The organism is Streptomyces nigrescens (genome assembly GCF_027626975.1).
GTDB lineage: Bacteria > Actinomycetota > Actinomycetes > Streptomycetales > Streptomycetaceae > Streptomyces > Streptomyces nigrescens.
In genome coordinates this window covers 7,800,877-7,825,217 of the sequence record NZ_CP114203.1, presented here as the reverse complement: position 1 = coordinate 7,825,217, position 24,341 = coordinate 7,800,877, and the positions used below count along the sequence as shown (strand labels likewise).

At 72.6% G+C, this 24,341-nt stretch carries 18 protein-coding genes; 8 read left to right on the top strand and 10 right to left on the bottom strand.

Features of this window, described 5'->3' with window-relative positions; all coding sequences use genetic code 11:
• Window positions 1-2: 2 nt before the first annotated feature.
• The 6 genes from STRNI_RS34735 to STRNI_RS34710 form a co-directional block, all read right to left on the bottom strand.
• Window positions 3-1,211 (bottom strand): 4-hydroxybenzoate 3-monooxygenase, encoded by a 1,209-nt coding sequence (locus tag STRNI_RS34735; RefSeq protein WP_148593201.1) that lies wholly within the window; start codon window positions 1,209-1,211, stop codon window positions 3-5.
• A gap of 290 nt (window positions 1,212-1,501) precedes the next feature.
• The gene (locus tag STRNI_RS34730; RefSeq protein WP_093638828.1) at window positions 1,502-2,176 is read right to left on the bottom strand and encodes a class F sortase; all 675 of its coding nucleotides are present in this window, start codon (window positions 2,174-2,176) and stop codon (window positions 1,502-1,504) included.
• Between the two features lie 20 nt (window positions 2,177-2,196).
• Entirely contained in the window at window positions 2,197-3,021 is an 825-nt protein-coding gene (locus STRNI_RS34725; RefSeq protein ID WP_018090789.1) for a hypothetical protein, read from the bottom strand.
• Window positions 3,022-3,227: 206 nt separating this feature from the next.
• On the bottom strand, window positions 3,228-4,790 hold the full coding sequence (locus tag STRNI_RS34720; RefSeq protein WP_277412619.1) for a carboxylesterase/lipase family protein: 1,563 nt from the start codon (window positions 4,788-4,790) through the stop codon (window positions 3,228-3,230).
• A gap of 7 nt (window positions 4,791-4,797) precedes the next feature.
• Window positions 4,798-5,718, bottom strand: coding sequence for an MBL fold metallo-hydrolase (locus tag STRNI_RS34715; protein WP_277412618.1), 921 nt, complete (start codon window positions 5,716-5,718; stop codon window positions 4,798-4,800).
• 192 nt (window positions 5,719-5,910) lie between these two features.
• Entirely contained in the window at window positions 5,911-9,021 is a 3,111-nt protein-coding gene (locus tag STRNI_RS34710) for an AAA family ATPase (RefSeq protein ID WP_277412617.1), read from the bottom strand.
• Between the two features lie 139 nt (window positions 9,022-9,160).
• On the opposite strand from STRNI_RS34710, the gene STRNI_RS34705 reads away from it, so the two are divergent.
• The 3 genes from STRNI_RS34705 (at window position 9,161) to STRNI_RS34695 (ending at window position 13,707) form a co-directional block, all read left to right on the top strand.
• A complete protein-coding gene (locus STRNI_RS34705) occupies window positions 9,161-9,283 on the top strand; it encodes a hypothetical protein (RefSeq protein WP_018090793.1) in 123 nt (40 codons plus the stop codon).
• Window positions 9,284-9,311: 28 nt separating this feature from the next.
• Window positions 9,312-10,037 carry a DUF4232 domain-containing protein gene (locus STRNI_RS34700; RefSeq protein ID WP_277412616.1) on the top strand — a complete coding sequence of 242 codons (726 nt, stop codon included), beginning with the start codon at window positions 9,312-9,314 and terminating at the stop codon, window positions 10,035-10,037.
• Window positions 10,038-10,620: 583 nt separating this feature from the next.
• Window positions 10,621-13,707, top strand: coding sequence for an ATP-binding protein (locus tag STRNI_RS34695; protein WP_277413358.1), 3,087 nt, complete (start codon window positions 10,621-10,623; stop codon window positions 13,705-13,707).
• 107 nt (window positions 13,708-13,814) lie between these two features.
• Here STRNI_RS34695 and STRNI_RS34690 read toward each other — a convergent pair whose 3' ends face one another.
• From STRNI_RS34690 to STRNI_RS34675, 4 genes are all read right to left on the bottom strand, one after another.
• Window positions 13,815-14,396 carry a flavin reductase family protein gene (locus tag STRNI_RS34690; RefSeq protein ID WP_093638844.1) on the bottom strand — a complete coding sequence of 194 codons (582 nt, stop codon included), beginning with the start codon at window positions 14,394-14,396 and terminating at the stop codon, window positions 13,815-13,817.
• A 65-nt stretch (window positions 14,397-14,461) separates the two neighbouring features.
• Window positions 14,462-15,661: a PLP-dependent aminotransferase family protein gene (locus STRNI_RS34685; protein ID WP_266441278.1), complete on the bottom strand. Its 1,200-nt coding sequence runs from the start codon at window positions 15,659-15,661 to the stop codon at window positions 14,462-14,464.
• Window positions 15,662-15,707: 46 nt separating this feature from the next.
• On the bottom strand, window positions 15,708-16,163 hold the full coding sequence (locus STRNI_RS34680) for a nuclear transport factor 2 family protein (RefSeq protein WP_018090798.1): 456 nt from the start codon (window positions 16,161-16,163) through the stop codon (window positions 15,708-15,710).
• A 153-nt stretch (window positions 16,164-16,316) separates the two neighbouring features.
• Complete coding sequence (locus tag STRNI_RS34675; protein WP_159489569.1) at window positions 16,317-17,312, bottom strand: aldo/keto reductase; 996 nt, start codon at window positions 17,310-17,312, stop codon at window positions 16,317-16,319.
• Between the two features lie 434 nt (window positions 17,313-17,746).
• Between STRNI_RS34675 and STRNI_RS34670 the strand changes: the two genes are divergently transcribed.
• The 5 genes from STRNI_RS34670 to argJ all read left to right on the top strand — a co-directional run bounded on the left by STRNI_RS34670 (window position 17,747) and on the right by argJ (window position 24,305).
• The gene (locus tag STRNI_RS34670) at window positions 17,747-19,462 is read left to right on the top strand and encodes a thiamine pyrophosphate-binding protein (RefSeq protein WP_018090800.1); all 1,716 of its coding nucleotides are present in this window, start codon (window positions 17,747-17,749) and stop codon (window positions 19,460-19,462) included.
• Between the two features lies 1 nt (window position 19,463).
• Window positions 19,464-20,990 (top strand): asparagine synthase-related protein, encoded by a 1,527-nt coding sequence (locus STRNI_RS34665; protein ID WP_277412615.1) that lies wholly within the window; start codon window positions 19,464-19,466, stop codon window positions 20,988-20,990.
• 41 nt (window positions 20,991-21,031) lie between these two features.
• The gene (gene speB, locus STRNI_RS34660) at window positions 21,032-21,976 is read left to right on the top strand and encodes an agmatinase (RefSeq protein WP_018090802.1); all 945 of its coding nucleotides are present in this window, start codon (window positions 21,032-21,034) and stop codon (window positions 21,974-21,976) included.
• 14 nt (window positions 21,977-21,990) lie between these two features.
• Window positions 21,991-22,965 (top strand): clavaminate synthase Cs1, encoded by a 975-nt coding sequence (gene cs1 / locus STRNI_RS34655; RefSeq protein ID WP_159489573.1) that lies wholly within the window; start codon window positions 21,991-21,993, stop codon window positions 22,963-22,965.
• Window positions 22,966-23,123: 158 nt separating this feature from the next.
• Entirely contained in the window at window positions 23,124-24,305 is a 1,182-nt protein-coding gene (gene argJ, locus STRNI_RS34650; protein ID WP_277412614.1) for a bifunctional glutamate N-acetyltransferase/amino-acid acetyltransferase ArgJ, read from the top strand.
• Window positions 24,306-24,341: the final 36 nt, after the last annotated feature.

Below are 24,341 nucleotides of genomic sequence, written 5' to 3'. Positions count from 1 at the left end.
CCTCACAGATCGGCTTCCTCACCCATGTACAGCCGGGCGAACGCCTTCGCCGCGGACTCGGACCCCAGCAGCCTCCGCAGCCGCGCCCGGGCCGTGCCCGCCTGGAAGCGGTCACCGGACGAGGCGCCGTGCAGCACGTCCGACAGCCACTGCGAGAACTCCATGTACTGCCAGACCCGCCGCAGACACGCCTCGGAATATCCGGCCAGCCCGCTGTCGTCGCCCCGGTAGTGCGCGATCAGCGCGTCCCCGAGCAGCAGCGCGTCATTGATCGCGAGGTTCATGCCCTTCGCGGCGATCGGTGCGACCAGATGCGCCGCGTCCCCCGCCAGGTGGAGGCGGCCGAAGGTCATCGGCTCGACCACGTAGTTGTGCATGTCCAGGACCACCTTCTCGATCACTGGACCTTCGGTCAGCGGCGGGGCGCCGTCGGCGGCCAGCCGTCGGTGCAGCTCGTCCCACACCCGCGTATGCGACCAGTCTTCTGCGTCCGACCCGGGCGCGACCTGCAGGTAATAGCGGGTGACCTGGGGACTGCGGGCCATCTGGGCACCGAATCCGCGCTCGTGGAGGCCGAAGACCACCCCGTCCGCGGACGGCGGTGCCTCGGCGAGGAGGGCGAGCCAGGCGACGCCGTGGTCATGGCGGGTGACGGCCGCCCGGCCGGTGGGGACGGCCGCCCGGGTCACTCCGCGGGCGCCGTCGCAGCCCGCGATGAAGTCGCATTCGATCCGGTGCCGGGCGCCGGTCACCGGATCGGTGTACGACACCGCCGGCCGGGCGCTGTCGATGTCATGGAGTGCCACCTCCCGTACCCCGAAGCGGACCTCGCCTTCCGCCCGGTCCGCGTACGAGGCGATGAGGTCGGTGACCAACAGGGGCTGCGGATAGACGAAGTGGTGGCGCCCCGACAGCTCCGCCGTCCGTACCGTGTGCCGCTCCCCGTCGAACCGGAACTCGAACTCGCCCTGTGTACCCGCCCGTTCGAGCAGCCCGTCGGCCAGCCCGCGCCGGTCCAGCGCGCGCACCGCCCACTCCTCCAGGAACCCGGCGCGCGGCCGCTGCTCGATGAACTCCCTGCTCTCCGCCTCCAGCAGCACACAGTCGACTCCGGCGGTGCGCAGCAGATTCGCCACGATGAGCCCGGCGGGACCGGCGCCGACGATGACGACGCGGGTGCGCGTGACGGGGAGAGGGGCGGTGGAGGACACGTTGCGAAGTTCCCTTCGGGGCGCGAAGAAAGATCGCAGGCAGTATGGCGGTCGACGTGTGCGGGCGGTCCGGCGCCCCGGCACCGACGGACCGGGGACGGCGGGATGCCGAGCCCCGGAGGCGCGAGCCGGTCGCCCCTGCCGCCGCACTGCCACCGTCCGCCCCGCACCCTGGTCGCGCTCCCCCGCTCCCCCGCTCCCCCGCTCGTCCTCAGGCCGGTGGCACCGGCGAGCGGCCCGGTCGCCCGTGCGAGGGCGCCGGACCGCCGGCCGGAAGGCGCGCGTCCGGTCTACGCGCTGCCCGTGAGGCTGGCGAACACCACCACGTTGTCGGGGTAGTAATGCTGGCCCTTGTCGTAGTCACCGCCGCAGGTGATCAGGCGGAGACCGGCGTGATCGAGGTTCTTGTACACCTCGAGCGTGGGGAACTTCTTCTTCGGGTACTGGGCGATGCGGTCGACGGTGAACTTGGCCGTCTTCCCGTCCTGCCGGGCCACCTCGATGCTGTCACCACGCTTCAGCGACGTCAGCTTGTGGAACACCGACGGCTTGCCGTTCCAGGAGACATGGCCGGCGATCACGGCCGGTCCCTTGGAGCCGGGCGTCGGCCCCGGCTGGTACCAGCCCGCCTTGTCGGGGTCCCGGGGGGTCTGCATGGTCCCGTTCTTCTGCTGTCCCAGCGTCTCCAGCGAGGAGGAGACATTGAGCGACGGGATGGAGAGCCGCTGCGGAGCCGACTTCGGCATGCTGGCGGCTGCCTGGCTCCCGGACCCGCCACCCGCCGCCTCACCGCCCGGCGCCTCGCCGTCCGACGACTGCCCGCCGCCACCCGGCTGCTGCCCGGCGGGGAGCGACTGGGGCGGCGCGGCGTCCTGCCCTCCGCACCCGGCGAGGAGCACAGCAGACAGTGCCGCGGCGAGGGCGTAGCCGGTGGCGCGGTGGCCCCGGCGGCGTACGGTGATCATGGTGTCCTCGCTCCGGCGGCTCACGCGGCGGCCCCGTTGCCCTCGGCCCGCCCGGCGGCGAGCACGGACTTCCGGCGCCGTGCGAAGAGCAGCGCACCGGCCGTCGCCACGAAGGCGGCCCCGCCGGCGCCCATCACCGCGGCCGGCACCCCGTTCTCCTCGGCGGGCCCGGTGCCGGTCTCGACCCCGCCGACCGGAATGGAACCCACCGCGGCGCCCAGGACCTCACCGCAGTTGGTCGGAGCGGTGGCCTCCTGGGGGAGCTTGGGGTCGAGTTCGCTCTTGCCCGCCCCCTCGAAGTCGTACTTCTTGTTGTCGTTGCGGTCGATGCCGTGCTGCACGATGTGCAGGTCCTTGATGTGCTCGACCACGTCCTGGGAGACGGCGAGGGTGCGCTCGTAGGAGACCTTGCCCTGTGCGTTCGCCACCGGCATCCGGTCGACGGCGAGACCGCTCGCCATGTCCGTGGGTCCCTTGGTGGTGAGCGAGATGTTGATGTCGCCGTAATCGACCGTGGCTTCGGTGTTGTTGAGGACGCCGTCACCGTTCGTGTCGTCGCTGGCGTCCGGGCAGTGGAAGTCATGGCCGTCGGTGGAGCCGTGGAGGTGCTGGGCGGAGGGCTGTCCGGGTACGAGTCCCTCGGACTCGATCTTCACGGTCAGCCGGTTGCCCTGGAGGCTGAGCATCGCCGTGCCCTTGGAACCGGAGTCGTTCAGTTGCGCCAGGTTGATCTGGAACGCTCCGGTGCCCTCGGCGACGGCCTGGGAGGAGGCGCCCACGGTGAGGGCCAGGGCGGCGGGCAGAGCGACGAGTACGGCAAGGCGGCTGGTGCGCTTGGCTATCACGATCGTTCCTTTTCCGGCGGCCTCCGCGGAGGAGGGGGGACCGCACGTCGTCCGGGTTCGACAGCAACACCTCGGTGAGGTGTCGAGCGTGATTCGGAGCCGCAACGCCCCCGGATTGGTGCCGGCTTGAAAAAATTTCCGACGGTCTTCTCCCGGCCATGGCCGCCTCGGCACCCGCGCCTCCCCCGCCCGCCTCCCCGGCTCCCTCAAGCGCCGTTGCTCGCCCCTCTCACCTGCGACATCGTCCACCGGTCGTCGATGATCTGGACGGCCCGGTCGTCGGCCCGGTCCTCGGTCCGCTCTTCGGCTCGCTCTTCGGCCCGGTCCTCAGTTCGCTCTTCGGCTCGGTCCTCGGTCCGGTACGGCTGCCAGCCCGGATCGCCGGTCGCGGCGAAGCTGATCCAGGCCCGGTGCATGCGCGACGCGAGGTCCGGCGGCAGGTCCCTGTCCCCGAGCAGTGCCCGGGGCCCGCGGAGCCCCGGCAACTCGGTGCGGTCGAAGACGAAAGGCAGCTCGACGCAGTGGCACGCACCGAGGGAGCCGCCGAACGCAGCCGGCCGCCAACGGAACAGATAGGCGTGGGTGCCGGCCGCCGAACGAGCGGCATGGGCGTCCGCGAGCTGCCTGCTTCCCTCGGTGAAGGCATCGGTGACCAGGTACGCCAGCAGCTCGCCGGGGGACGCGTCCGGCCGCTGCGCCCGGTGTGCGGCTACCACTGCCGCAGGGTCCGGGTGGCGGCGGGCCGCGGCGGCCGACACCTCCGCCTCGGTGATCCGCGCGGCCCGCCCGGCCGGCACGACGTACAGGTTGGCCTCGTCGGCGTTGGTGCCGATGAGCAGGTCCACCGCGCTCCCGCTGCCGCCGGCCACCGCGTCCACCGGCTGTTGCGACAGCACGGCACCGTCGAGGACGGGCTTGAACGGGCTGCTGCCCAAGGACGTGTCGTAGTAGCCGTCGCCGGCGACGTCGACCGGGCCGAGCCCGGCCACCGCGGACACCAGCCGGTCGTCAGGGATGCCGGCGAATGCACCGGCAGAGGGGGCGATGCCGAGCCGAGCCGCCACCGCGCGGGTGACCCGCTCGGCCTGCCGCGGAGCGAACGCGCACAGACCGCTGCCGCTCTGGCTGATCGCACGCCGGAACAGCCCCTCGGCCTGCGGAGCGGCCAGCAGCGCGGCCACGATCATCGCCCCGGCCGACTGGCCGAACACCGTCACCCGGTCCGGGTCCCCGCCGAAACCGGAGATGTTGTCCCGCACCCAGCCGAGCGCCGCGATCACATCCAGCAGACCACGGTTCGCCGGCGCTCCCGGCACGTCCAGCCAACCCGCGGCGCCCAGACGGTAGTTCAGCGTCACCAGTACGACACCGTCGCGCGCGAAACCGGTGCCGTCGTAGAGCTCCGCACGTCCGGAGCCGTTGAGAAAGCCCCCGCCGTGCACGTACACCATCACCGGCAGCCGGTCCCGGTGCGGGCTCGGTGTCCACACGTTGACGCCGAGGTAGTCCTCTCCGGTGACCCACCCGGAGCCCAGGAGGGCCGACATGTCCAGGGGGCCGAAGCCCGCCCGCAGCGCCGCGGGGGCGGTGGGGCCGGGCTCACCGGCGTCCCGTACACCGCTCCACGGCGCCGGAGCCACGGGCGCCGCGAACCGCCCGGTACCGACCGGAGCGGCCGCATAGGGGATGTTCCAGAAGACGCTCACCCCGGCGTCCTGCCGGCCCAGGACCGTGCCTGCGGAGGTCTTCACACGTACGCGGTGAGGCATGGGGGTGCTACTCCTCCCCCTGTGCGCGGCAGCCCGGGCGACGGTCCGCCCAGCGGGTGATCGCGAAGGCGCTCCCGCGGGAGGCCACTTCGAAGGCAGCACTTCCGCGTACATGAGCGGGCAGGACCAGGGCGGTGTGGTCGGCTGCCCACTGGAGCACCCGGCGGCGGGAGGCCCGTGCCTGCTCCTGGTCCTCGCAGAAGCAGCTGTTGCAGTCCGGCTCGACGACCTGTGCGGGGCTGTGCAGCAGATCGCCCGCGAAGACTGCGCGATCCGTCCCCGACTCCAGCACGACCACCGCGGATCCCGGGGTGTGCCCGGGAGCGGGTTCGAGACGGAGGTGGGCGTCGATGTCGTACCCGCCGCGCCACAGGAGGGACCGGCCGGCCCGGACGACCGGCTCGACGCTGTCCTCGAAGACGTTCCGGTTGGCGGCGCCCGAGCGGCGCGCGAGGTCATGGGCGGGGTTCCAGAAGTGGTGGTCCGGCTCCGGCAGCAGATAGGTCGCGTTCGGGAAGGTGGGCACCCATTCGCCCTGCGTCAGACGGGTGTTCCAGCCGACGTGATCGGCGTGCAGATGGGTGTTCACCACGATGTCGACGTCCTCCGGCTCGACCCCTGCCCTGGCGAGCGCGCCGAGGAAGTCGCTGTTCTGCTGATGGAACGGTGGCGCGCCGGGCCTCTGCTTGTGGTTGCCGATGCCGGTGTCGATCAGCACGACCTTGCCCTCGCTGCGCAGCACCCAGGTGTGCGTACAGCTGACCAGCCGCCCGTCGTCGGCGTCCCAGAACTCCGGCGCCAGCCACGATCTGTTGCGCTCCCAGAATTCCGGCGCGGGCTCGGGGAACATCTCGTGGGGCTCTCTCGTGCGCCACTCCTTCTCCACCACGCGGGTGATCTCCACGTCGCCCAGAACCATCGACTCCACGGGAACTGCCTTTCTCCTCACGGGCAACGGTGTGCCGGAGGCCATCCTGGAGCGGCCCATGGGGCGGGCGCATCGGACGGATGACTGCACTTCGCGGTGGACGGGAGGGCAGCCGGCCACTCACGACGGCGCCGAACGGCAGTGGGCGAGGGCGCGGCAGGGCCGGGCAGGTGCCGGGCCGGGAGAGGGCCGTCAGGCCGGTTCCGGTGGAGTGCCTGCCACTGAGAACTGGTCCAGCAGGTCGCGGAGTTGGGCGCGGGTGGTGACGCCCAGCTCGGGGAAGGAGCGGTAGAGGTGGGATCCGACGGTGCGCGGGGACAGCATCAGGCGCTCGCCGATTTCCCGGTTCGTCAGCCCCTGTGCCGCAAGGCGCACGATCTGCTGCTGCTGTGCGGTGAGGGCCTGCAGGGCGTGGGGTGCCGGGGCGGTTTGCCGGATGCCGGCCGCGCGCAGTTCGGACGTGGTGCGGGCGGCCCAGGGCTGTGCACCCAGTCGCCGGAAGATCTCCAGTGCGGTGGTCAGCGGGACCCGGGCCTCGCCGGTACGCAGCCGTCGGCGCAGCCATTCACCGTGGTCCAGGAGCGTCTGGGCGTGCTCGAACGGCCGGTGCTCCGCGCCGGGTTGCGCCAGTGCCGCGGTGAAGTGCGGTGCGGCGGCGGGACCGGCGAGCAGTGCCCTCGCCCGGGACAGCGCGGTCCGCTGCCGTGGCGAGCCGTGTTCCAGGCGGTCCGCCGCCTGCTCGACGATCAGCGTTGCCTGGTCGTGGCGGCCGGTGCGTGCGGCGGCGGCCGCCATGTCGGCGAGGCCGGGCAGCGAGGCATGGTAGTGCGCCTCCTTGCCCTCGGCGGTGAACAGCATGCGGAGGTGCGCGAATGCCGTGTCGTGGTCGCCCTCGGCGGTGGCCGCCATGCCCAGGGCCCATCTGGCGCGGACCACCACCGCCCCGCTGCCGTGGGGGGTGACGGAGGCCAGTGCTTCCTCGGCGGCCGTCCGTGCCGCCTCGGTCTGCCCTTGCAGGGCGGACAGACCGGCGTGGAGTGCCAGCGCCGCGGCCGCGGTGTGGGCGAGGCCGGAGTCGGCTGCCCCCTGCGCGGAGGCGTCGGCGACCTTCCTGGCCTGGTCCCAGTCCCCGTGTTCCAAGTTGGCCCATCCGGCCGCGCAGCGCAGGCCGGCGGGGAGCGGCGGCCCCGTCGGCCGATGGGCCGCCCGGTGGAACAGGGTGAGGGCCAGGGAGGTTTCGTCGAGCAGCCAGGCGATGGTGCCCAGGGCGGTCAGCTCCCCGGGCGGGTTGGCGTCCCCCACCAGGGCGTGCAGGTCGGCCAGGAGCCCCACCCGGTCGGACGAGGGGTCGGTCAGCGCCTGGGTCCAGAGCCGGACGAGATCCTTGCCCCGCTCTCCTCCGGTCCGGGGCAACAACTGCTCCACCGCACGCTGCTGGGCGGGATCGCCGGTGTAGTAGGCGACCAGGGCCACGGTGGCGAGAGCCTCCCGGGCGAGGGCGGGGTACACCACCAGGCAGTCCTCGGCGGTACGCAGCAGGACACCGGCGGCGACCGCCCGCTGCGGGGTCAGCGCCAGCGCCTGCCCCGCGCGGAGCGCGGCGAGAGCGCGCAGGGACCGGTCGTCGGTGAGGGCGAGGGCCTGGTCGGTCAGCTGCTCGACCCAGGACATCTGGCCGGACAGGATCGCCGACTGCGCGGCGTGGACGAAGCGGCGGGCGCCCTCGTCCGGCACCGGGCTGAGCTCGGCCGCACGGTTCCATGCCGTGGCCGCTTCCGCGTATCCGCCGCGCTGCCAGGTCCGTTCGGCGGTTCGCTCCAGGGCGGTGGCGACGTCCTCGTCGGGTCCGGTGGCCGCCGCCGCACGGTGCCAGGACTGCCGGTCGGGAGCGTCGGCCAGCGCCGCGGCCGCGGCCAGATGTGCTTGTCGCCGCTGCTGCGGTGTGGCGGCGTGGTAGAGCGCGGAGCGGACCAGCGGATGATGGAAGCGGACACCGCCTGACTGGAGCCGCACCAGCCCGGCGTCCTCGGCCGGCAGCCACACCCGGGGGTCATGGAGGGTGACCACGGTGGTGTCGGCGGCGGCGAGCAGCAGTATCTGCCGGGTCTCTTCGGGCAGTTGCTGCCACCGGTGCGCGAAGGACCGTTCCAGCCGTTCGGTGGGCGGGAGGGGTTCACCGCTGCGTACGGGCGCGGCCCGGCCGGCCGCATGGGCCGCGGCGAACTCGATCAGGGCCAGGGGGTTGCCCACCGACTGGTCGAGAACCTGCAGGCGGGTGAGGCCGGTGGGCGGGCAACCCTGCTGATCGAGCAGCTGGTTGGCGGCGGCCGTGTCCAGCGGACCGAGCTCCAGGGTGCGGTGGCCCCGGTTCAGTCCGGTGAGGCGGGCGGCGTCACGGGCCGCGATCAGCAGCACCACCTGGTGACCGTGCAGGCGCCGGGCCACGAAGCCCAGAGTGCGCAGGGAGTCCGAGTCGATCCAGTGGGCGTCGTCGACCACGACCAGCAGCCGCTTGCGCTCTGCGACCCGGCCCAGGAGCGTGCAGGCCGCCAGCCCGATGAGCAGCGGATCACGCTCCGCTTCCTGGGTGTTCATCCCGAAAGCGGCCAGCAGTGCTCCCCGCTGCCGGACGGGCAGCCCTTCCGCCTCTGCCAGCACCGGGCTCAGGAGCTGGTGCAGCCCGGAGAAGGCGAGTTCCGCCTCGGGCTCCGCTCCTTCGGCCCGCAGCACCCGCATCCCGGTCGCGCGGGCCGTGTGGAGCGCCACGTCGAGCAGTGCGGTCTTGCCCGCACCCGGATCTCCGGTGACGATCAGGACCGGATCCGTGCCGGCCGGCATCCGCAGTAACTCGGCGGTGCGCTCGACCTCGGTGTCGCGACCGACGAGGGGGCCGGGGCTCGTCGGTGCGGTGGCCAAGAACGTCTCCGGCGGAGCGGAAGCGTTTCTGTGTGCCGAGGGTTCCGGCACGTCGGCCGGAGCACCCGCGGCGTCGGCAGCTGTTGCCCGTGCGGTGACAGCGGTGGACGAGGTGGTCGAGGCGGACGTCGCACGGCTTCGTCTTCGGGCCTCGTCGGCGAGGATCCAGCGCCGGTGCAGTTCCACCAGTTCGTCCGCTGTCGCCCCGCAGCGCCTCGCGAAGCGGTCGGCGGGCGCGAAGTCCATCGGTACGGCATCGCCGTTGCAGTACCGGTGCACCGTGGAAACGCTCATGTGCACCTGCCGGGCGAGGACGCCATAGCTGCGGCCGGAGCGTTCCTTCAACAGGCGCAGCAGGCCCGCAAATCCCTCTGTCTCTGTCCCCACCCTGCTCCCCTCTTCGTTCCGCCGTTCCAGGACAGCATTCCAGGGAGTGGGCATTCCCCCAGGTCAGCACCTGTTTCAGCGTTCCGGCTTCTCTCATTGTCCCGGAATCGTTGGCATACGCACGCATACCCCGCACGCTGTGAGCAGCACCACCGAGACCGGAGGCGCCATGCGAACCCGCTGGTGCACCAGCGATGGTGTCGCCATCGCCGTGCTGATCATCTGTGCCGTGGTGGTGATCTCGCTGATCACCCACCGCTGAAACCACTTGCTAGGAGAACCGAATCACCATGCGCACCGTCCGATCCCGTACCGCTGCCGCCGCCACCGCCGCCCTTCTCGCGGGGTTTTCGCTGTCCGCCTGCCAGGGTGACAGCGAGGCGGCGTCCGGCACTCCGTCCGGGGCCCGCCCGGAGGCCGGGGCCACCGCCAGCGGCGCCACCGAGAGCGGCGCCACCCCCAGCGGCGCCACCGCGAACGGCAAGCCCGGCGGAACCGGCAAGACGCAAGGAGAGGGTTCCGGCAACGGACAGGGCGCCTCCGGCGGTCAGGGCAAGAGCGCCGGAAAGGGCGGAGGCACCGCGGACGGCTCGGCGGACACCTGTACGGGAGCGAACACCAAGGCCGTCATCACCAAGGTCACACGCCCCATCAACCACCTGCTCCTCACGATCACCAACACGGGGTCGCGCTCCTGCCATGCCTACTCGGCGCCCCTTCTGCGCTTCGACGACGAGCAGTCGGCGACCCGGATCATGGAGGACAGCCAGCCGCAGGCCGTCGTGACCCTCGCCCCGGGCCGGTCCGCCTATGCCTCGATCCTGCTCAGCGGCGAGGGCGGCGATGACTCCGGTGGCCGCACCGCCCAGCGCCTCGAGGTGCACTTCGCTCCGCGGAGCGGTTCCGGTTCGACGGGCACCCCCCTCAAGCTCACCCTGCCCGCGGGTACGCACAAGGACAACGACGCCGCCGTCACCTACTGGCAGGGCTCGGCGTCCGACGCACTGACCTACTGATCCCGACCCGGTCCCGGTCAGCCCTCTCCCGTCCGGAACCACCCGGCCCGCCGCCCGCGCCCGGGCGGGCGGAGGGGCGGCCGTGGCAAGGCCCCTTACCCATATCGGAGGCACCTATAGCAGCTCCACTCAGAAAACAACAATTCCGTTGGGGAATGAACCAAAATTCGCGCGGAAGTCATCATTTACAGCATGAAGAGCTATAGCCGTCGCCATGCCCGCCGTCTGCGGGGGCCTGACGCCTCCCGTGGAGCGCTGAGCGCAGCCCCTGCGGCACAGGGAGCTGCCGGGCCGCACGGCCTCGCCCCGTCGACCGGCACCACGCGGTCCGCACACGACGCCGGCTCTTCCTTCGCGCGCCCTCCGGAACGGCTCCGGGCGGGTACTCCCCCTGTTCCCGCCCGGAGTCCCGGATCCGGAACGCGCTGAGACCTCGGAAAGCTCAGGTTGCGGCCACAATCTGAGGTCTCGTCAGCTTCCGTTTACGTTCATGTTCTTCCGTCATTCTCTCCAGTCGGGATGCACGATGAAAGATGATGCACGTTTCCCTGGGCTTCGGTTCGACCTCCTTGGCCCCTTGAGTGTGAGATCCAGCGGGAAGACGGTCGACCTCGGTGCACCAAGACAGCGGGCCCTGCTCGCCCTGCTGTTAATCCACGTGGGCAACGTGGTGTCGCTGCCCACGATCATCAAGGCGATCTGGGGGTCCAGCCCACCGAGTCAGGTCACGGGGACCCTGCAGGCGTACGTGTCCCGGCTGCGCAAGCTGCTGGCCCGCCACGACCGCTCGATCCGGCTCGTCCACCACCTCCAGGGATATCTGCTCGAAGCCGATGCGCGGCTGGTCGATGCGGCGGTCTTCGAGGTGAAGGTCAGGGAGTGCCGGGAACTGATCAAGGCCGGCGATCTCGACGCCGCACGCTCGACGGCGGGGGCCGCCCTGGAGCTGTGGAAGGGCACTCCCCTGGGCGAGTTGTACGGCTACGAGTTCGCGGTGGCGGAAGCGGACCGCCTGGAACATGTCCGCCTCCGGGCACTTGAGGTGTGGGCCCAGGCGTGCCTCGGTCTGGGCGCCTACGAGGAGGTGACGGTCCGGCTCGGTGAGGAACTCCGCCGCAATCCCGGACTGGAGCGGCTGGGCGGGCAGTTGATGACGGCCCAGTACCACTCCGGCCAGTCGGCGGAGGCGCTGCTGACCTATGAGCGGATGCGCCATGCGGTGGCGGAGGACCTGGGGGCCGACCTCAGCCGGGAACTGCAGGCGCTGCACGGGAAGATCCTGCGGCAGGAGCTTCCGGCCGCACCGGTCCCCGAGCCGGCGGACCGGACCACACCCGCGCCGGCGCTCCCCGCGCCGGCACCCCCCGCTTCGGCATCCACGCCGGCACCCGTGCCGCCGGAAGCGGAGAAACCGGAGCCATCCGACTCCCCGCCGCCGGGTGACCGGCTCGTCGGCCGTCAGGCGGAGATGAAGCGGCTGCAGCGGCTGCTGGCCGGCGCGCGCGGCGGTCAGGGCCATGTGGTGCTGGTCTACGGCGAGCAGGGCATAGGAAAGACGCGGCTGCTGCAGCAGGCCGAGCGCTGTCTTGCCACCACCGAGTTCCGGTTGGCGCGCTCGTACTGCGTCGGGACCCTGCCGGATCCCGGCTACTGGACGTGGGAACACATCGTGCGGCAGCTGGAGTTGACGGGCGGGGCCGGTGAGGCCGCCGCCGTGGACGTCGTCGCGCAGGCCGACTGGCTGCCCGAGCAGCACCTCACCCACCAGATGCGGATCTGCCAGGCCGTGCTCGCCGCCGCGGAACGGACACCCGTGGTCCTGCTTCTGGAGGACCTGCACCTCGCCCAGGCCCCCGTACTGGAAGTGCTCCAACTGCTGGTCAAACAGATCGGCCGGGCCCGGGTCCTGGTGCTGGCCACCCTCCGCGACCACGAGCTGGCGAAGGACCCGGCGGTGCGCCGCGCCGTGGGCCGTATCCTCCAGGAAGGCAACAGCAGCATGCTCCGGCTGGAGGGACTCGCCGAGGAGCAGAGCCGGGAGCTGATCGCCTCGGCCTCCGGCGCGGCGCCCTCGCCCGGAAAGGCCCAGCAACTCCAGCGCGCCTCCGGCGGCAACCCCTTCCTCCTGCTCAGCGCGGTCTGCGCACAGTCCGCCGGGGAGCGGCCCTCGGTCCCGTTCGAGGTGCGCGAGGTGCTCCACGAGCGGCTGAGCGAATGCTCCCCTGACACGCTCGAAGTGCTCACCCTCTGCGCCGTGATGGGCATGGACGTGCACCGCCCCCTGCTCGCGGACCTGCTGTCCACCCTCGGGCTGCCGCAGACCCTGATCGACGACGCGGTGCAGACCGGCCTGCTGCGCCACGACCGGGCCACGGAGGGCCGGCTCTCCTTCGCCCATGGTCTGACGCGTGACTTCCTGCTGGACGCCACCCAGCCGGTCACCCGCGCCCGGTGGCACCATCGGGTGGCCACCATCCTGGCGCTGCGGAGCCGGCCGGGTGACGACGCCGCGGAGATCCGCCGCCACTGCCTGGCGGCCGCCCGGCTCCTGGGTGCCCGCGCGGGCGTGCGCCCGCTGCTGACCCTGGCCGACCGGGAGCAGGCCCGCTTCTCCCATACGGCCGCACTGCACTGGCTGGAGGCCGCGGCGTCGGTCGTCGCGGCGCTGCCCGGGGACGAGCCGACCTCTGCCGTGGAACTGCAGCTGCGCAAGCGGATGATGTGGCTGCAGGCCCTGATGGAAGGCTACGGCTCGGCCCGGGTCGAGGCGATCCTCTGGCACGCCCAGAAGCTGGAGAGGGCCTTCGACGGCACCCAGCCCACCGGGCTGCTGCACGCACAGGCGATGCGCGCGATCACCGCGGGCCAGTACCCGGAGGCGGCCGAGATCGGCGGCCTGCTCTACGAGCTGGCCGACCACGGCGGCGGTCCGGAGGCCCGGTCGGCGGCCTGTTACGTGGGCGGGGTCACCCAGTATGTGAGCGGCCGGCTGGACGAGTCGCTCACCGCGCTCGCCGAGGGCGTCGGGATCATCGACACCCTGCTGGAATCCCCCCGCGTGCCGTTACGCCCGAGCGCGCTGCTGAGGGACCAGCGCATCGACTACCGGGCCTACCTGGCGCTCGGTCACTGCCTCAACGGCGACCGGGTCCAGACCCGGCGCTACCGGTCGGAGCTTCTGCACCTCACCCAGTCCGACCGCTACGACCGGCCGTGGGACCGGGCCTTCGCCCGTTACGTCGACGCCCTCATCGCCGTGACCGAGTACGACGTACGGGGTGCCTGGCTGGCCGGCCGGGCGGGCCTGGACCTCGCCGCCCGCTGCCAACTCCCGTTCTGGCACCGCATGCTCGCCATCCCGCTCGGCTGGGCCGAGGTGCACCAGGGGATGCACGAGCAGGGACTGGCCCGGATGCGGAAGGCGCTGCAGGACGCGGTCCGGCACCGGACCGTACTGCGCCGCACCTTGCACCTCGGGCTGCTCGCCGACGCCCTGCACCGTACGGGTGCCCACGACGAGGCCCGGAGTACGAGCGCCACCGCCGTCAAGGAGATCGAGGAGCGCGGCGAGTACTTCTGTTACCGGCCGCAGTGGCCGTTCGCCCGGCTTCTCCAGGAACTCGGCACCGGCACCGCGGGCGCACAGCACCTCGATCACGAACCTCGTTGACGGCAGCCGGCCGGAGCCGGACCGGACCTCCTCCGCCGTCGCGCCGCCCGACGGGCCGTGCCGCGTGCGACAGTACGGCGCGGCTCGGCAGCGAGCGGCGGCGGAGGTCAGTCCGGGCCGGCGGGCCGTCCGGACCGGGCGGCGTCGGTGTCCTCGGCGCAGTGGCCGTAGCCGCCGCGCAGAAAGACCAGGGGCGGACCGGGCCGCCCGGTCCCGAGGTCACGGACCGTCCCGGTGACGAACCAGTGGTCGCCCGCCTCCGCCTCGCCCGCCACCTCGCAGTCGAACCAGGCGAGCGCGTCGAGCAGGAGCGGGGAACCGGTGGCGGTTTCCCGGTGGGGCACCTCCCAGCGGTGGGGGTCGGCGGCGGCGAAGCGGCGGCAGACCTGCTGCTGGTCCGCACCGAGCACATTGACGCAGAAGCGGCCCGCCGCCCGGATCCGCGGCCAGGTGGTCGAGGACTTCGCGGGAAGGAAGCCCACCAGCGCCGGGTGCAGCGACACCGAGGTGAAGGTGCCCACCACCATGGCGGGTGGCGGCTGCCCGGGTGCCGGTCGCGGCCCGGTGACGAGGACCACCCCCGTGGGGTAGTGGCCGGCCACCCGGCGCAGCAGCCCGGCCGTCACGGACGCCTGGCCGCTCTGCGGGGTACCGCGCTGCAGCGAACTGTCCGCCGCGGAAAGGGACATACGGGTCTCCTTCGCTCCTGCCGGGTACGGCCGCGGGCCGGGCCGCGGCACCTCCCCGTCCCGGCTCAGCCGGCCGTCACCGCGGCGGAAGCCCCGGCGTACGCCACGCCGGGGAAGGCCCGGGCCAGGTCGGCGACGTCCGCGGCGACCTTGCCGGAGTCCTCGTGGTGCAGCAGCAGCCGGGCCAGCAGATCAGCCACCCGCGCCATGTCGTTCTCCTTCATGCCCCAGCGGGTCAGTTCCTGGGTGCCGAGGCGCAGACCGGAACTCCGGCTGCTGGGCAGCACCACCGTCGTGGTGCGGATGTCGGTGCGGGTGAGCAGCCGGCCCCACTCGTGCGGGGTGTTGCCCTCGGGCGGGTGCACCCAGACCTGGTGGGTGTCGGTGTGGCCGAACTCCTCGCCGGCCACGTCGAAGCCGAGCCCGGCCAGCTCACCGGCCAGCCGGCGGGCGTTGGCGATGATCTGCTGTGCGTACTCCACCCGGTGCGGCATCAGCTCCTCCAGGGTGATCGCCAGGCTGCCGACCGTCGCCGAGTGGGAGCTGGACGCCGTGAAGGGGATCCGTGCGGCCATCTTCTCCGCGAGGGAGTCGCTGTTGGTGACCAGCAGTCCCTTCTGCGGGCCGGGCAGCGTCTTGTGCGTACTGCCGGAGATGCTGTCGAAGCCGCCGTCGAGGACCAGGGTCTGGGGGGCCGCGGGCAGCAGGCCGAGCAGGTGCGAGGCGTCCAGGCAGAGGATCGCCCCGGGAGCGGCGGCCCGCAGCGCCCGGGCATCGGGGAAGCGCAGCGCCGTGGAGGCGTCCAGGTAGATGACGTCGACCGGGCGCTCCGCCGTCCGCGCCGCCAGCGCGGCATGGTCGATCTCCAGGCGCTGCCGGTCGAAGGGGAGGTAGTCCACCTCGTAGCCGAAGCCCTCGCAGATGGTGACGGTGGCGTAGTGGCCGCCGTCGTCGGGGGCCAGCACCATCACCCGGCCGCCGGGCGGGGCCACCGCGGTGAGCACGGTGTGCATGGTGTGCAGCCCGGAGAGGAACGGTACGAAGGCGTGCCGGGCGCCGTAGAACTCCTTGGTGAGGTCCACGCAGTAGTCGTAGACGTCCTTGAGGCCGGTGACGTCGCCGTAGACCGCCACCGGCGTCTCCGAGTACGGATAGCGGTTGACCGCGTCGCTGGCGAGGGCGGCGGCGGCCCGTGGCGAGAGCCGGTTCTCGATCGGGAAGAGGTTGAGGCTGGGCCTGCGCTGCAAGGCGGCCAGGACGTCCATCAGTGCTCCTTGGCAGGGGGGTCGGCGGGGGTCCGGGGTGCGGACGTCACAGCCACGGGTAGCGGGCGGTGTCCTTGCCCGCGTAGTCGGGGTCCAGGTAGATGAAGGCGCGCTGGATGAGGGAGTCGCGCACCTCGAAGACTCCGCACCAGCGTCCGGCGCCCCACTCGGGCACTCCCGCCCGCCAGGGCCCGTCGCGGTGCTCGCCGTGCGTGGTGCCCTCGACCGCGAGCAGGTCCGTCCCGGTGGTGATCCAGTTGACGGACCACAGGTGGTGCGTGGCCGCCTGAATGGTGCCTCCGAGGTCGGTGAACATCCGGGCGATGGTGGCCTTTCCGCGGGCCAGCCCCCATTTCGGGAAGAAGAAGGTGGCGTCCTCGGCGAAGAAGTCGAGCACGGCGGTCCCGTCGCTGCCGACCCCGCCGTTGTCGAAGGCGTGGAGATATGCGGTGATGACGGCCTTGCGCTGCTCGTCCGTCATGCCGGCCGGTGCCACGGTCATGAACGACCTCCAGATGTGCCGGGATTCTGCGGAAGGGGGCGCCACACGCGGAGAACGGCGGCGCCATTGCGGCCGTCCGGCGGGCGGTCTTCACCGTCGCAGGGCGGCCTTGGCGTCGGCTTGACGTCTCGCTGCGGCCCGGCTTGCAAGGCGTCAGTTGCCGGTCATGGCGAGCAGCGCGGGCGCATAGCGCTCCCCCAGCACCGGGACGGCGAGCGCCTCCGCCACCGCCGCCAGGTCGTCCTCGTCCAGCCGGACCGCGGCCGCGGCGAGGTTCTCGGTCAGATGGGCCGGGTCGCTGGTGCCGGGGATGGGGACGACGTCGGGGCCGTGGTGGTGGAGCCAGGCCAGGGCGAGCTGGGCCAGGGTCAGGCCGCGTTCCGCGGCGAGGGGGCGCAGCCGGTCCAGCAGCGCCCGGTTGTGCGCCAGGCCGTCGGCGCTGAACCTCGGCTGGCCGCGGCGGAAGTCCTCGGCGGCCAGGTCGTCGGTGGTGCGGATGCCTCCGGTGAGGAAGCCGCGGCCCAGCGGGGCGTACGCGACGATGCCGATGCCCAGCGCGCGGCAGGCCGGCACCACCTCGGCCTCGATGTCCCGCGACCACAGGCTCCACTCGCTCTGCACCGCGGTCACCGGGTGCACCGCGTCGGCCCGGCGCAGCGTGGCCACGGAGGGCTCGGAGAGCCCGAAGTGGCGGACCTTGCCCGCGCTGACCAGCTCGGCCACCGCGCCCGCGGTCTCCTCCACCGGGACCGCCGGGTCGGTCCAGTGCTGGTAGTAGAGGTCGAGGTGGTCCACGCCGAGGCGGCGCAGGGAGCGCTCGCAGGCCGTGCGCACGTAGGACGGCTCACCGCACAGCCCCTGGAACGCGCCGTCGGCGGAGCGCACCATGCCGAACTTGCTGGCGATCACGACCTCGTCCCGGCGTCCCGCGACGGCCCGGCCGAGCAGTTCCTCGCCCGCGCCCAGGCCCTGGACGTCGGCGGTGTCCAGCAGGGTGACCCCGGCGTCCAGGGCGGCGCGGATGGTGGCGACCGCCCGGGCCGGGTCCGGGCGGCCGTAGAAGGCCGTGGTCGGCAGGCAGCCCAATCCCTGGGCGCTGACGTGCAGTTCACGCAGTGCGCGGACGGGCGGACGCGGGGACGCGGGCATGGCGGTACCTCCAGTGCGGACGCCGCTGGGCGGGGCGAGCGGCAGGGAATGGGGAGCGCTGAGGGAGCCAGGGGGCTCCCCCGGGCGAAGGCTGGGCCGGGTGCGGAAACGCCGCGGCGCGAGGACGGCGGGGCCTGTCGGCCCCGGGGCGTGGCATGGCGGTCCGCTGCGGAAGCCGGCCCGCAGCACGGTAGCCGCCGGCGCCCCGGGGCCACAACGCCCTCCTTTTCAAGCGCTTGACAAAGCGCTGGCGTACCGCGTGCACCGGACCGCGGCATGCGGCGGCCGCCCGCAAGGGGAACGTCCACAGCCGTGCAAGGCCCGCTCCGCATGGTGAGCACGGCGTCCCGACCGGCCCGTGCCGTCGGGGCACCGGCCCGTGCGGCCGATCCGCCCGGTGTCGTCACAGTCCCCCCCACATATGAGGAGCTGTCATGTCCCGTGTGTCCACCACCCCCGGTACGAATCCGACGACCGCGCACGCCCTGCTCCAGCGCCTGCGGGACCACGGAGTGCAGACCGTGTTCGGCGTGGTCGGCCGGGAGGCCGCGTCCATCCTCTTCGACGAGGTGGAGGGCATCGACTTCGTGCTGACCCGGCACGAGTTCACCGCCGGGGTCGCCGCCGACGTACTGGCCCGGATCAGCGGCCGGCCGCAGGCCTGCTGGGCCACGCTGGGCCCGGGTATGACGAACCTGTCCACCGGTGTCGCCACCTCGATCCTGGACCGCTCGCCGGTCATCGCGCTCGCCGCCCAGTCCGAGTCGTACGACATCTTCCCCAACGACACCCACCAGTGCCTGGACTCGGTCGCCGTGATGCGTCCGATGACCAAGTACGCGGTGGAGCTGCAGCGCCCCGATGACATCACCGACCTCGTGGACTCCGCGGTCGCCGCCGCGACCACCGAGCCGGTCGGCCCCAGCTTCCTCTCGCTCCCGGTCGATCTGCTCGCCGGCGAGGTCGACACCACGCAGGAGCGTCCGGCCGTGCGCGCGCCCGGAAAGCCGGTAGGCGCGGTCCAGGACGGCTGGCAGGCCGAGGCCGAGCGGTCCGCCGAGCTGCTCGCGGCCGCCGAGCACCCGGTGCTGGTGGTCGGTGCCGCGGCGATCCGGTCCGGTGCGGTACCGGCCATCCGCGCCCTGGCCGAGCGCCTGAACATCCCGGTCATCACCACCTACATCGCCAAGGGGGTGCTGCCGCACGGCCACCGGCTCAACTACGGTGCGGTCACCGGCTACATGGACGGGATCCTCTCCTTCCCGGCGCTGGAGACCCTGTTCGGCCCCGCGGACCTGATCCTCACCCTCGGCTACGACTACGCCGAGGACCTGCGGCCGTCGATGTGGCAGCGCGGCGGCGCGAAGCAGACCGTCCGGGTCTCGCCGACGGTCAACCCCGTCCCGCGGGTCTACCGGCCCGACGTGGACGTGGTCACCGATGTGCTGGCCTTCGTCGAGCACCTGGAGGCCCACACGGGCCAGGTGGCGGCGAAGACCCCGCACGACATCGCCCCGCTCCGCGAGCGGATCGCCGAGTTCCTCTCCGACCCCGAGCGCCATGCGGACGGTATGCGGGTCCACCAGGTGATGGACTGCATGAACACGGTGATGGCCGAGAGCGCCGAGCCGGGCGAGGGCACCATCGTCTCCGACATCGGCTTCTTCCGGCACTACGGAGTGCTCTTCGCCCGCGCCGACCAGCCGTTCGGCTTCCTGACCTCGGCCGGCTGCTCCAGCTTCGGCTACGGCATCCCCGCCGCGATGGGCGCCCAGCTGGCCCGTCCGGGGCAGCCCACCTTCCTCATCGCGGGCGACGGCGGCTTCCACTCGAACAGCTCGGACCTGGAGACCATCGCCCGGCTCAACCTGCCCATCGTCACCGTGGTGGTCAACAACGACACCAACGGGCTGATCGAGCTCTACCAGAACATCGGCCACCACCGCTCCCACGACCCGGCGGTGAAGTTCACCGGTGTCGACTTCACCGAACTGGCCAAGGCCAACGGGGTGGAGGCGGTGCGGGCCGGCAGCCGCGAGGAGCTGCTCGCCGCGCTGCGCAAGGGCGCCGGTCTGGGGCGGCCGTTCCTCATCGAGGTCCCGGTGAACTACGACTTCCAGGCCGGCGGCTTCGCGGCCCTGAGCATCTGACATGGAGCGGACCCTGCCCGCCGCCACCGGTTTCCTGGCCGCCGTCCATCAGGACGGGGGCCGGGCCCCGGCCCCGGTCTTCGCCTCGCTGGGGTCCTGCGCCCTGGAGCGGGAGGAACGGCACGGCCACACGCTGCACACCGGCCTGCTGCACACCGGCGCACCGGAGGCCGCCCGGGCGTACGGACCGCGCTGCGCGGTGGTGTTCGCCGGAGAGCTCTACAACCAGGCCGAGCTGCGGTCGCTGCTGCCGCCCGGCGCCGGGCCGGACGGTGACGCCCAGCTCGTCCGCGCGCTCTTCGACATCTATGACCTGCATGCGTTCCGGCTGCTCAACGGCCGCTTCGCCGCGCTGGTGCAGGGCGAGGGGCGGGTGCTGCTCGCCACCGACCACGCGGGCTCGGTGCCGTTGTACCTGACGGCCGCGCCGGGCCGGGTGCTGGCCGCCACCGAGGCCAAGGCGCTGCGTACCGCCCCCACGGGGCGTCCGCTGCCCGCCGCCCGCCCGGTCCGCCGTCTGCCCGGGGTCCACCAGGTCCCGGCCGGCACGGTGCTGGAGGTCGCCCTCGGCACGGGAGGCTGCACCGCGCACCGCACCTGGGCGCCGCCGCTCTCCCGCCGGATCCTGCCGGAGGACGAGGCGGTGGCGGCCGTCCGCCGGGCCCTGGAGCACGCGGTCCAGGTCCGTATGGGCCCGGAGGCGCCGCTGGTGGTGCTCTCCGGCGGGATCGACTCCTCCAGCGTCGCGGCGCTGGCCGCGGGCCGGGCGGCCGGCCCGGTCGACACCGTCTCGATGGGTACGGACGAGGCCGATGAGTTCCCGCAGGCACGGGTGGTCGCCGCGCACCTCGGCACCGCGCACCGCGAACTCACCATCCCCACCGACGACCTGCTGCGCCGCCTGCCGCACACGGTCTGGGCGGCGGAGTCCCTGGACCCCGACATCATCGAGTACCTGCTCCCGCTGACCGCCCTGTACCTGCGGCTGGGCGGCACCGGGCGGCGCATCCTCACCGGCTACGGCGCCGACATCCCGCTCGGCGGGATGCACCGCGAGGACCGGCTGCCCGCCCTGGACACCGCGCTCGCCCACGACATGGAGACCTTCGACGGCCTCAACGAGATGTCCCCGGTGCTCTCCGGCATCGGCGGCCACTGGTCCACCCACCCCTACTGGGACCGCGAGGTGCTGGACGTCCTGGTCCCCCTGGAGGCGGGGCTGAAGCGCCGCTACGGCCAGGACAAGTGGGTGCTCCGGGCCGCGATGGGCGATGTGCTTCCGCAGGAGACCGTGCTGCGCCCCAAGCTCGGGGTGCACGAGGGATCCGGCACCACCTCGTCGTTCAGCCGGCTGCTCACCGCCGCCGGAGTCCCCCAGGGGCGGGTGCACCACGCCAAGCGCCTGGTCGTCCAGGAGCTGTTCGACCAGGTGGTGGTGGCCGGGCGGCACCCGGACGAGGTGGCCACCGAGGAAGTGGTGCAGCTCGCCGCCGGCCAGCTGGAGAGCCGCACACAGCCCATTTCGTGACGACACGTCACCCCGCGCACAGACGAAGGAGCAACCAGGGCGTGGAACGCATCGACACCACCGTCTCCCCCCGCTACGCGCAGATCCCCACCTTCATGCGGCTGCCGCACGATCCCGCCCCGCGCGGCCGGGACGTCGTGGTCATCGGCGCCCCGTACGACGGCGGCACCAGCTACCGGCCGGGGGCCCGCTTCGGCCCCCGCGCCATCCGCAGTGAGTCCGGGCTCATCCACGGGGTGGGCATCGACCGCGGACCGGGCACCTTCGACCTGATCAGCTGCGTCGATGCCGGCGACATCGATCTGACCCCGTTCAACATGCACATCGCCATGGACACCGCACAGCGTCGGCTGGCCGAACTGCTCGCCGACAACGCGGCGTTCCTCATGCTCGGTGGCGACCACTCACTGACCCTCGCCGCGCTGCGGGCCGTCTCCGCCAAGCACGGGCCGCTGGCCGTGCTCCATCTCGATGCCCACAGCGACACCAACCCCGCCTTCTACGGCGGCGAATACCACCACGGCACGCCCTTCCGCCACGCCATCGAGGAGAAGCTGGTCGATCCGCAGCGGATGGTGCAGATCGGCATCCGGGGGCACAACCCGCAGCCCGACTCGCTGGACTACGCCCGCGGGCACGGCGTGCACATCGTCACCGCCGACACCTTCGCCGACCTCGGCAACGACGCCGCCACCCGGCTGGTGCGGGACATCGTCGGCGACGCGCCCCTCTATGTGTCGGTGGACATCGACGTCGTGGACCCGGCCTTCGCCCCGGGCACCGGGACGCCGGCCCCCGGCGGCCCCAGCTCCCGGGAGGTCCTGGCGCTGCTGCGCGGCATCGGGGACCTGCGACCGGTCGGATTCGACGTCATGGAGGTGTCGCCGCTCTACGACCACGGCGGCATCACCTCCGTCCTGGCCACCGAAATCGGCGCGGAGCTGCTGTACCAGTACGCCCGCGCACACGTCCAAGAGCACGCCTAGGAAAGGAAATCCCCGTGACAGTCGTGGACTGCACCGCTTTCGCCGGTGAGCTGCGCGCCCTCGCCGCGCGGCTGCCGCAGACGCCCCGCGCGGACCTGGACGCCTTCCTGGAATCCGCGCAGACGGCCGCCACCGCGCTCCCCGGCGCCCTGGCGACCGCGCTGGACACCTTCAACGCCGAGGGCAACCAGGACGGCTATCTGATGCTGCGCGGCCTCCCGGTGGAGGACGAGGCGGCCCTGCCGCCCACCCCGACCAGCACCCCGGCTCCCACGGACCGCCCGCTGCTGACCATGGAGGCGATGCTCGGTGTCGTCGGCCGCCGCCTGGGCCTGCACACCGGCTACAAGGAGCTGCGCGCGGGCACCGTCTACCACGACGTGTACCCCTCCCCCGACGCCCACTACCTGTCGTCGGAGACCTCCGAGACGCTGCTGGAGTTCCACACGGAGATGGCGTACCACGTCCTCCAGCCCAACTACGTGATGCTGGCCTGCACCCGGGCCGACCACGAGCGCACGGCGGCCACCCTGGTCGCCTCGGTCCGCAAGGCGCTGCCGCTGCTCTCCGCCGAGGTGCGCGAGCGGCTCTTCGGACGGAAGATGCCGTGCTGTGTGGACGTGTCGTTCCGCGGCGGGGTGCCGGACCCGGGGGCCATAGCCCAGGTCACCCCCCTGTACGGGGACCCCGGGGATCCCTTCATCGGCTATGACCGTGAGCTGCTCACCCCGGACGTCCCGGAGGACGTGGCGGCGGTCGCCGCGCTGTCGAAGGCGCTCGACGAGGTCACCGAGGCGGTGTATCTGACGCCCGGTGATGTGCTGATCGTCGACAACTTCCGTACCACGCACGCCCGTACCCCGTTCTCCCCCCGCTGGGACGGCCGGGACCGCTGGCTGCACCGCGTCTACATCCGCACCCCCCGCAACGGGCAGCTCTCCGGCGGGGAGCGCGCGGGCGACGTGGTCGCCTTCACCCCGCGCGGCTGAGCGCACCACCAGAACGGAGCCGGGCGGCGGGGGCCGCCACAACTGCCCCGCCGCCCGGCTCCGTTCCGCACTCCGGCAACGGAACATGGTATGGATCAGCGGGACGGCCCAGCGCCGCACCCCAGCCCGCCCCTTCGGTACCCGGGAGACGAACAGGCATGACGGACAGCAATACCTACGAACCGCGGGGGTTCGCGGTGCACACCGCGCCCGTGGGCCTCGGGGACGACGGACGGGACGACTTCACCGTCCTGCTCTCCACCGCACCGGCCACGGTGAGCGCGGTCTTCACCCGCTCCCGTTTCGCGGGGCCCAGCGTGGTGCTCAGCCGTGCCGCCGCCGCGGACCACCGCGCCCGGGGCGTGGTGGTGCTCGCCCGCAACGCCAACGTCGCCACCGGCGCGGAGGGCGAGCGCAACGCCCGCGAGGTGCGGGCCGCGGTGGCGCAGGCCGCGGGGCTGCCCGAGGAGGAGCTGCTGATCGCCTCCACCGGCGTCATCGGCCGCCAGTACCCGATGCCGGCCCTCCGCGACCATCTCAAGACCCTGACCGTGCCGTTGCCCGACGGCGGCTTCGACCGGGCGGCCCGGGCGATCATGACCACCGACACCCGGCCCAAGCAGGCGTGCCGGCGGGTCGGTGACGCCGTGGTGGCGGGCATCGCCAAGGGTGTCGGGATGATGGAGCCCGACATGGCCACCCTGCTCACCTTCTTCGCCACCGACGCGCGGCTGGACCCGGCGGAGCAGGACCGGATCTTCCGCCGGGTGATGGCCCGTACGTTCAACGCCGTCAGCATCGACACCGACACCTCCACCAGCGACACCGCGGCGCTGTTCGCCAACGGTCTGGCGGGCGAGGTGGACCCGGCGGCCTTCGAGGAGGCGCTGTACGAGGTCGCGCTGACGCTGGTGAAGGACATCGCCCGGGACGGCGAGGGCGCCGGCAAGCTGATCGAGGTGCGGGTCCGCGGCGCCCGGGACGACGCGCAGGCCAAGCGGGTCGGCAAGGCCGTGGTCAACTCCCCGCTGGTCAAGACCGCGGTGCACGGCGGGGACCCCAACTGGGGCCGGGTCGCCATGGCGATCGGCAAGTGCTCCGACGACACCGACATCGAGCAGGACCGGGTGGTCATCCGCTTCGGCGAGGTGGCCGTCTATCCGCCCGGCCTGCCCGGGGCGCGGAGCGAGGAGGAGGTGCGGGACGCGGTCGCCGCCGAACTGGCCGGCAGCGAGGTGGTCATCGGCATCGACCTCGGCATCGCGGACGGCGCCTTCACCGTGTACGGCTGCGACCTGACCGAGGGCTACATCCGGCTGAACGCCGACTATTCGACCTGATCGCCACCCGGCCCGGGCGGGCGCGGACGGTACCCC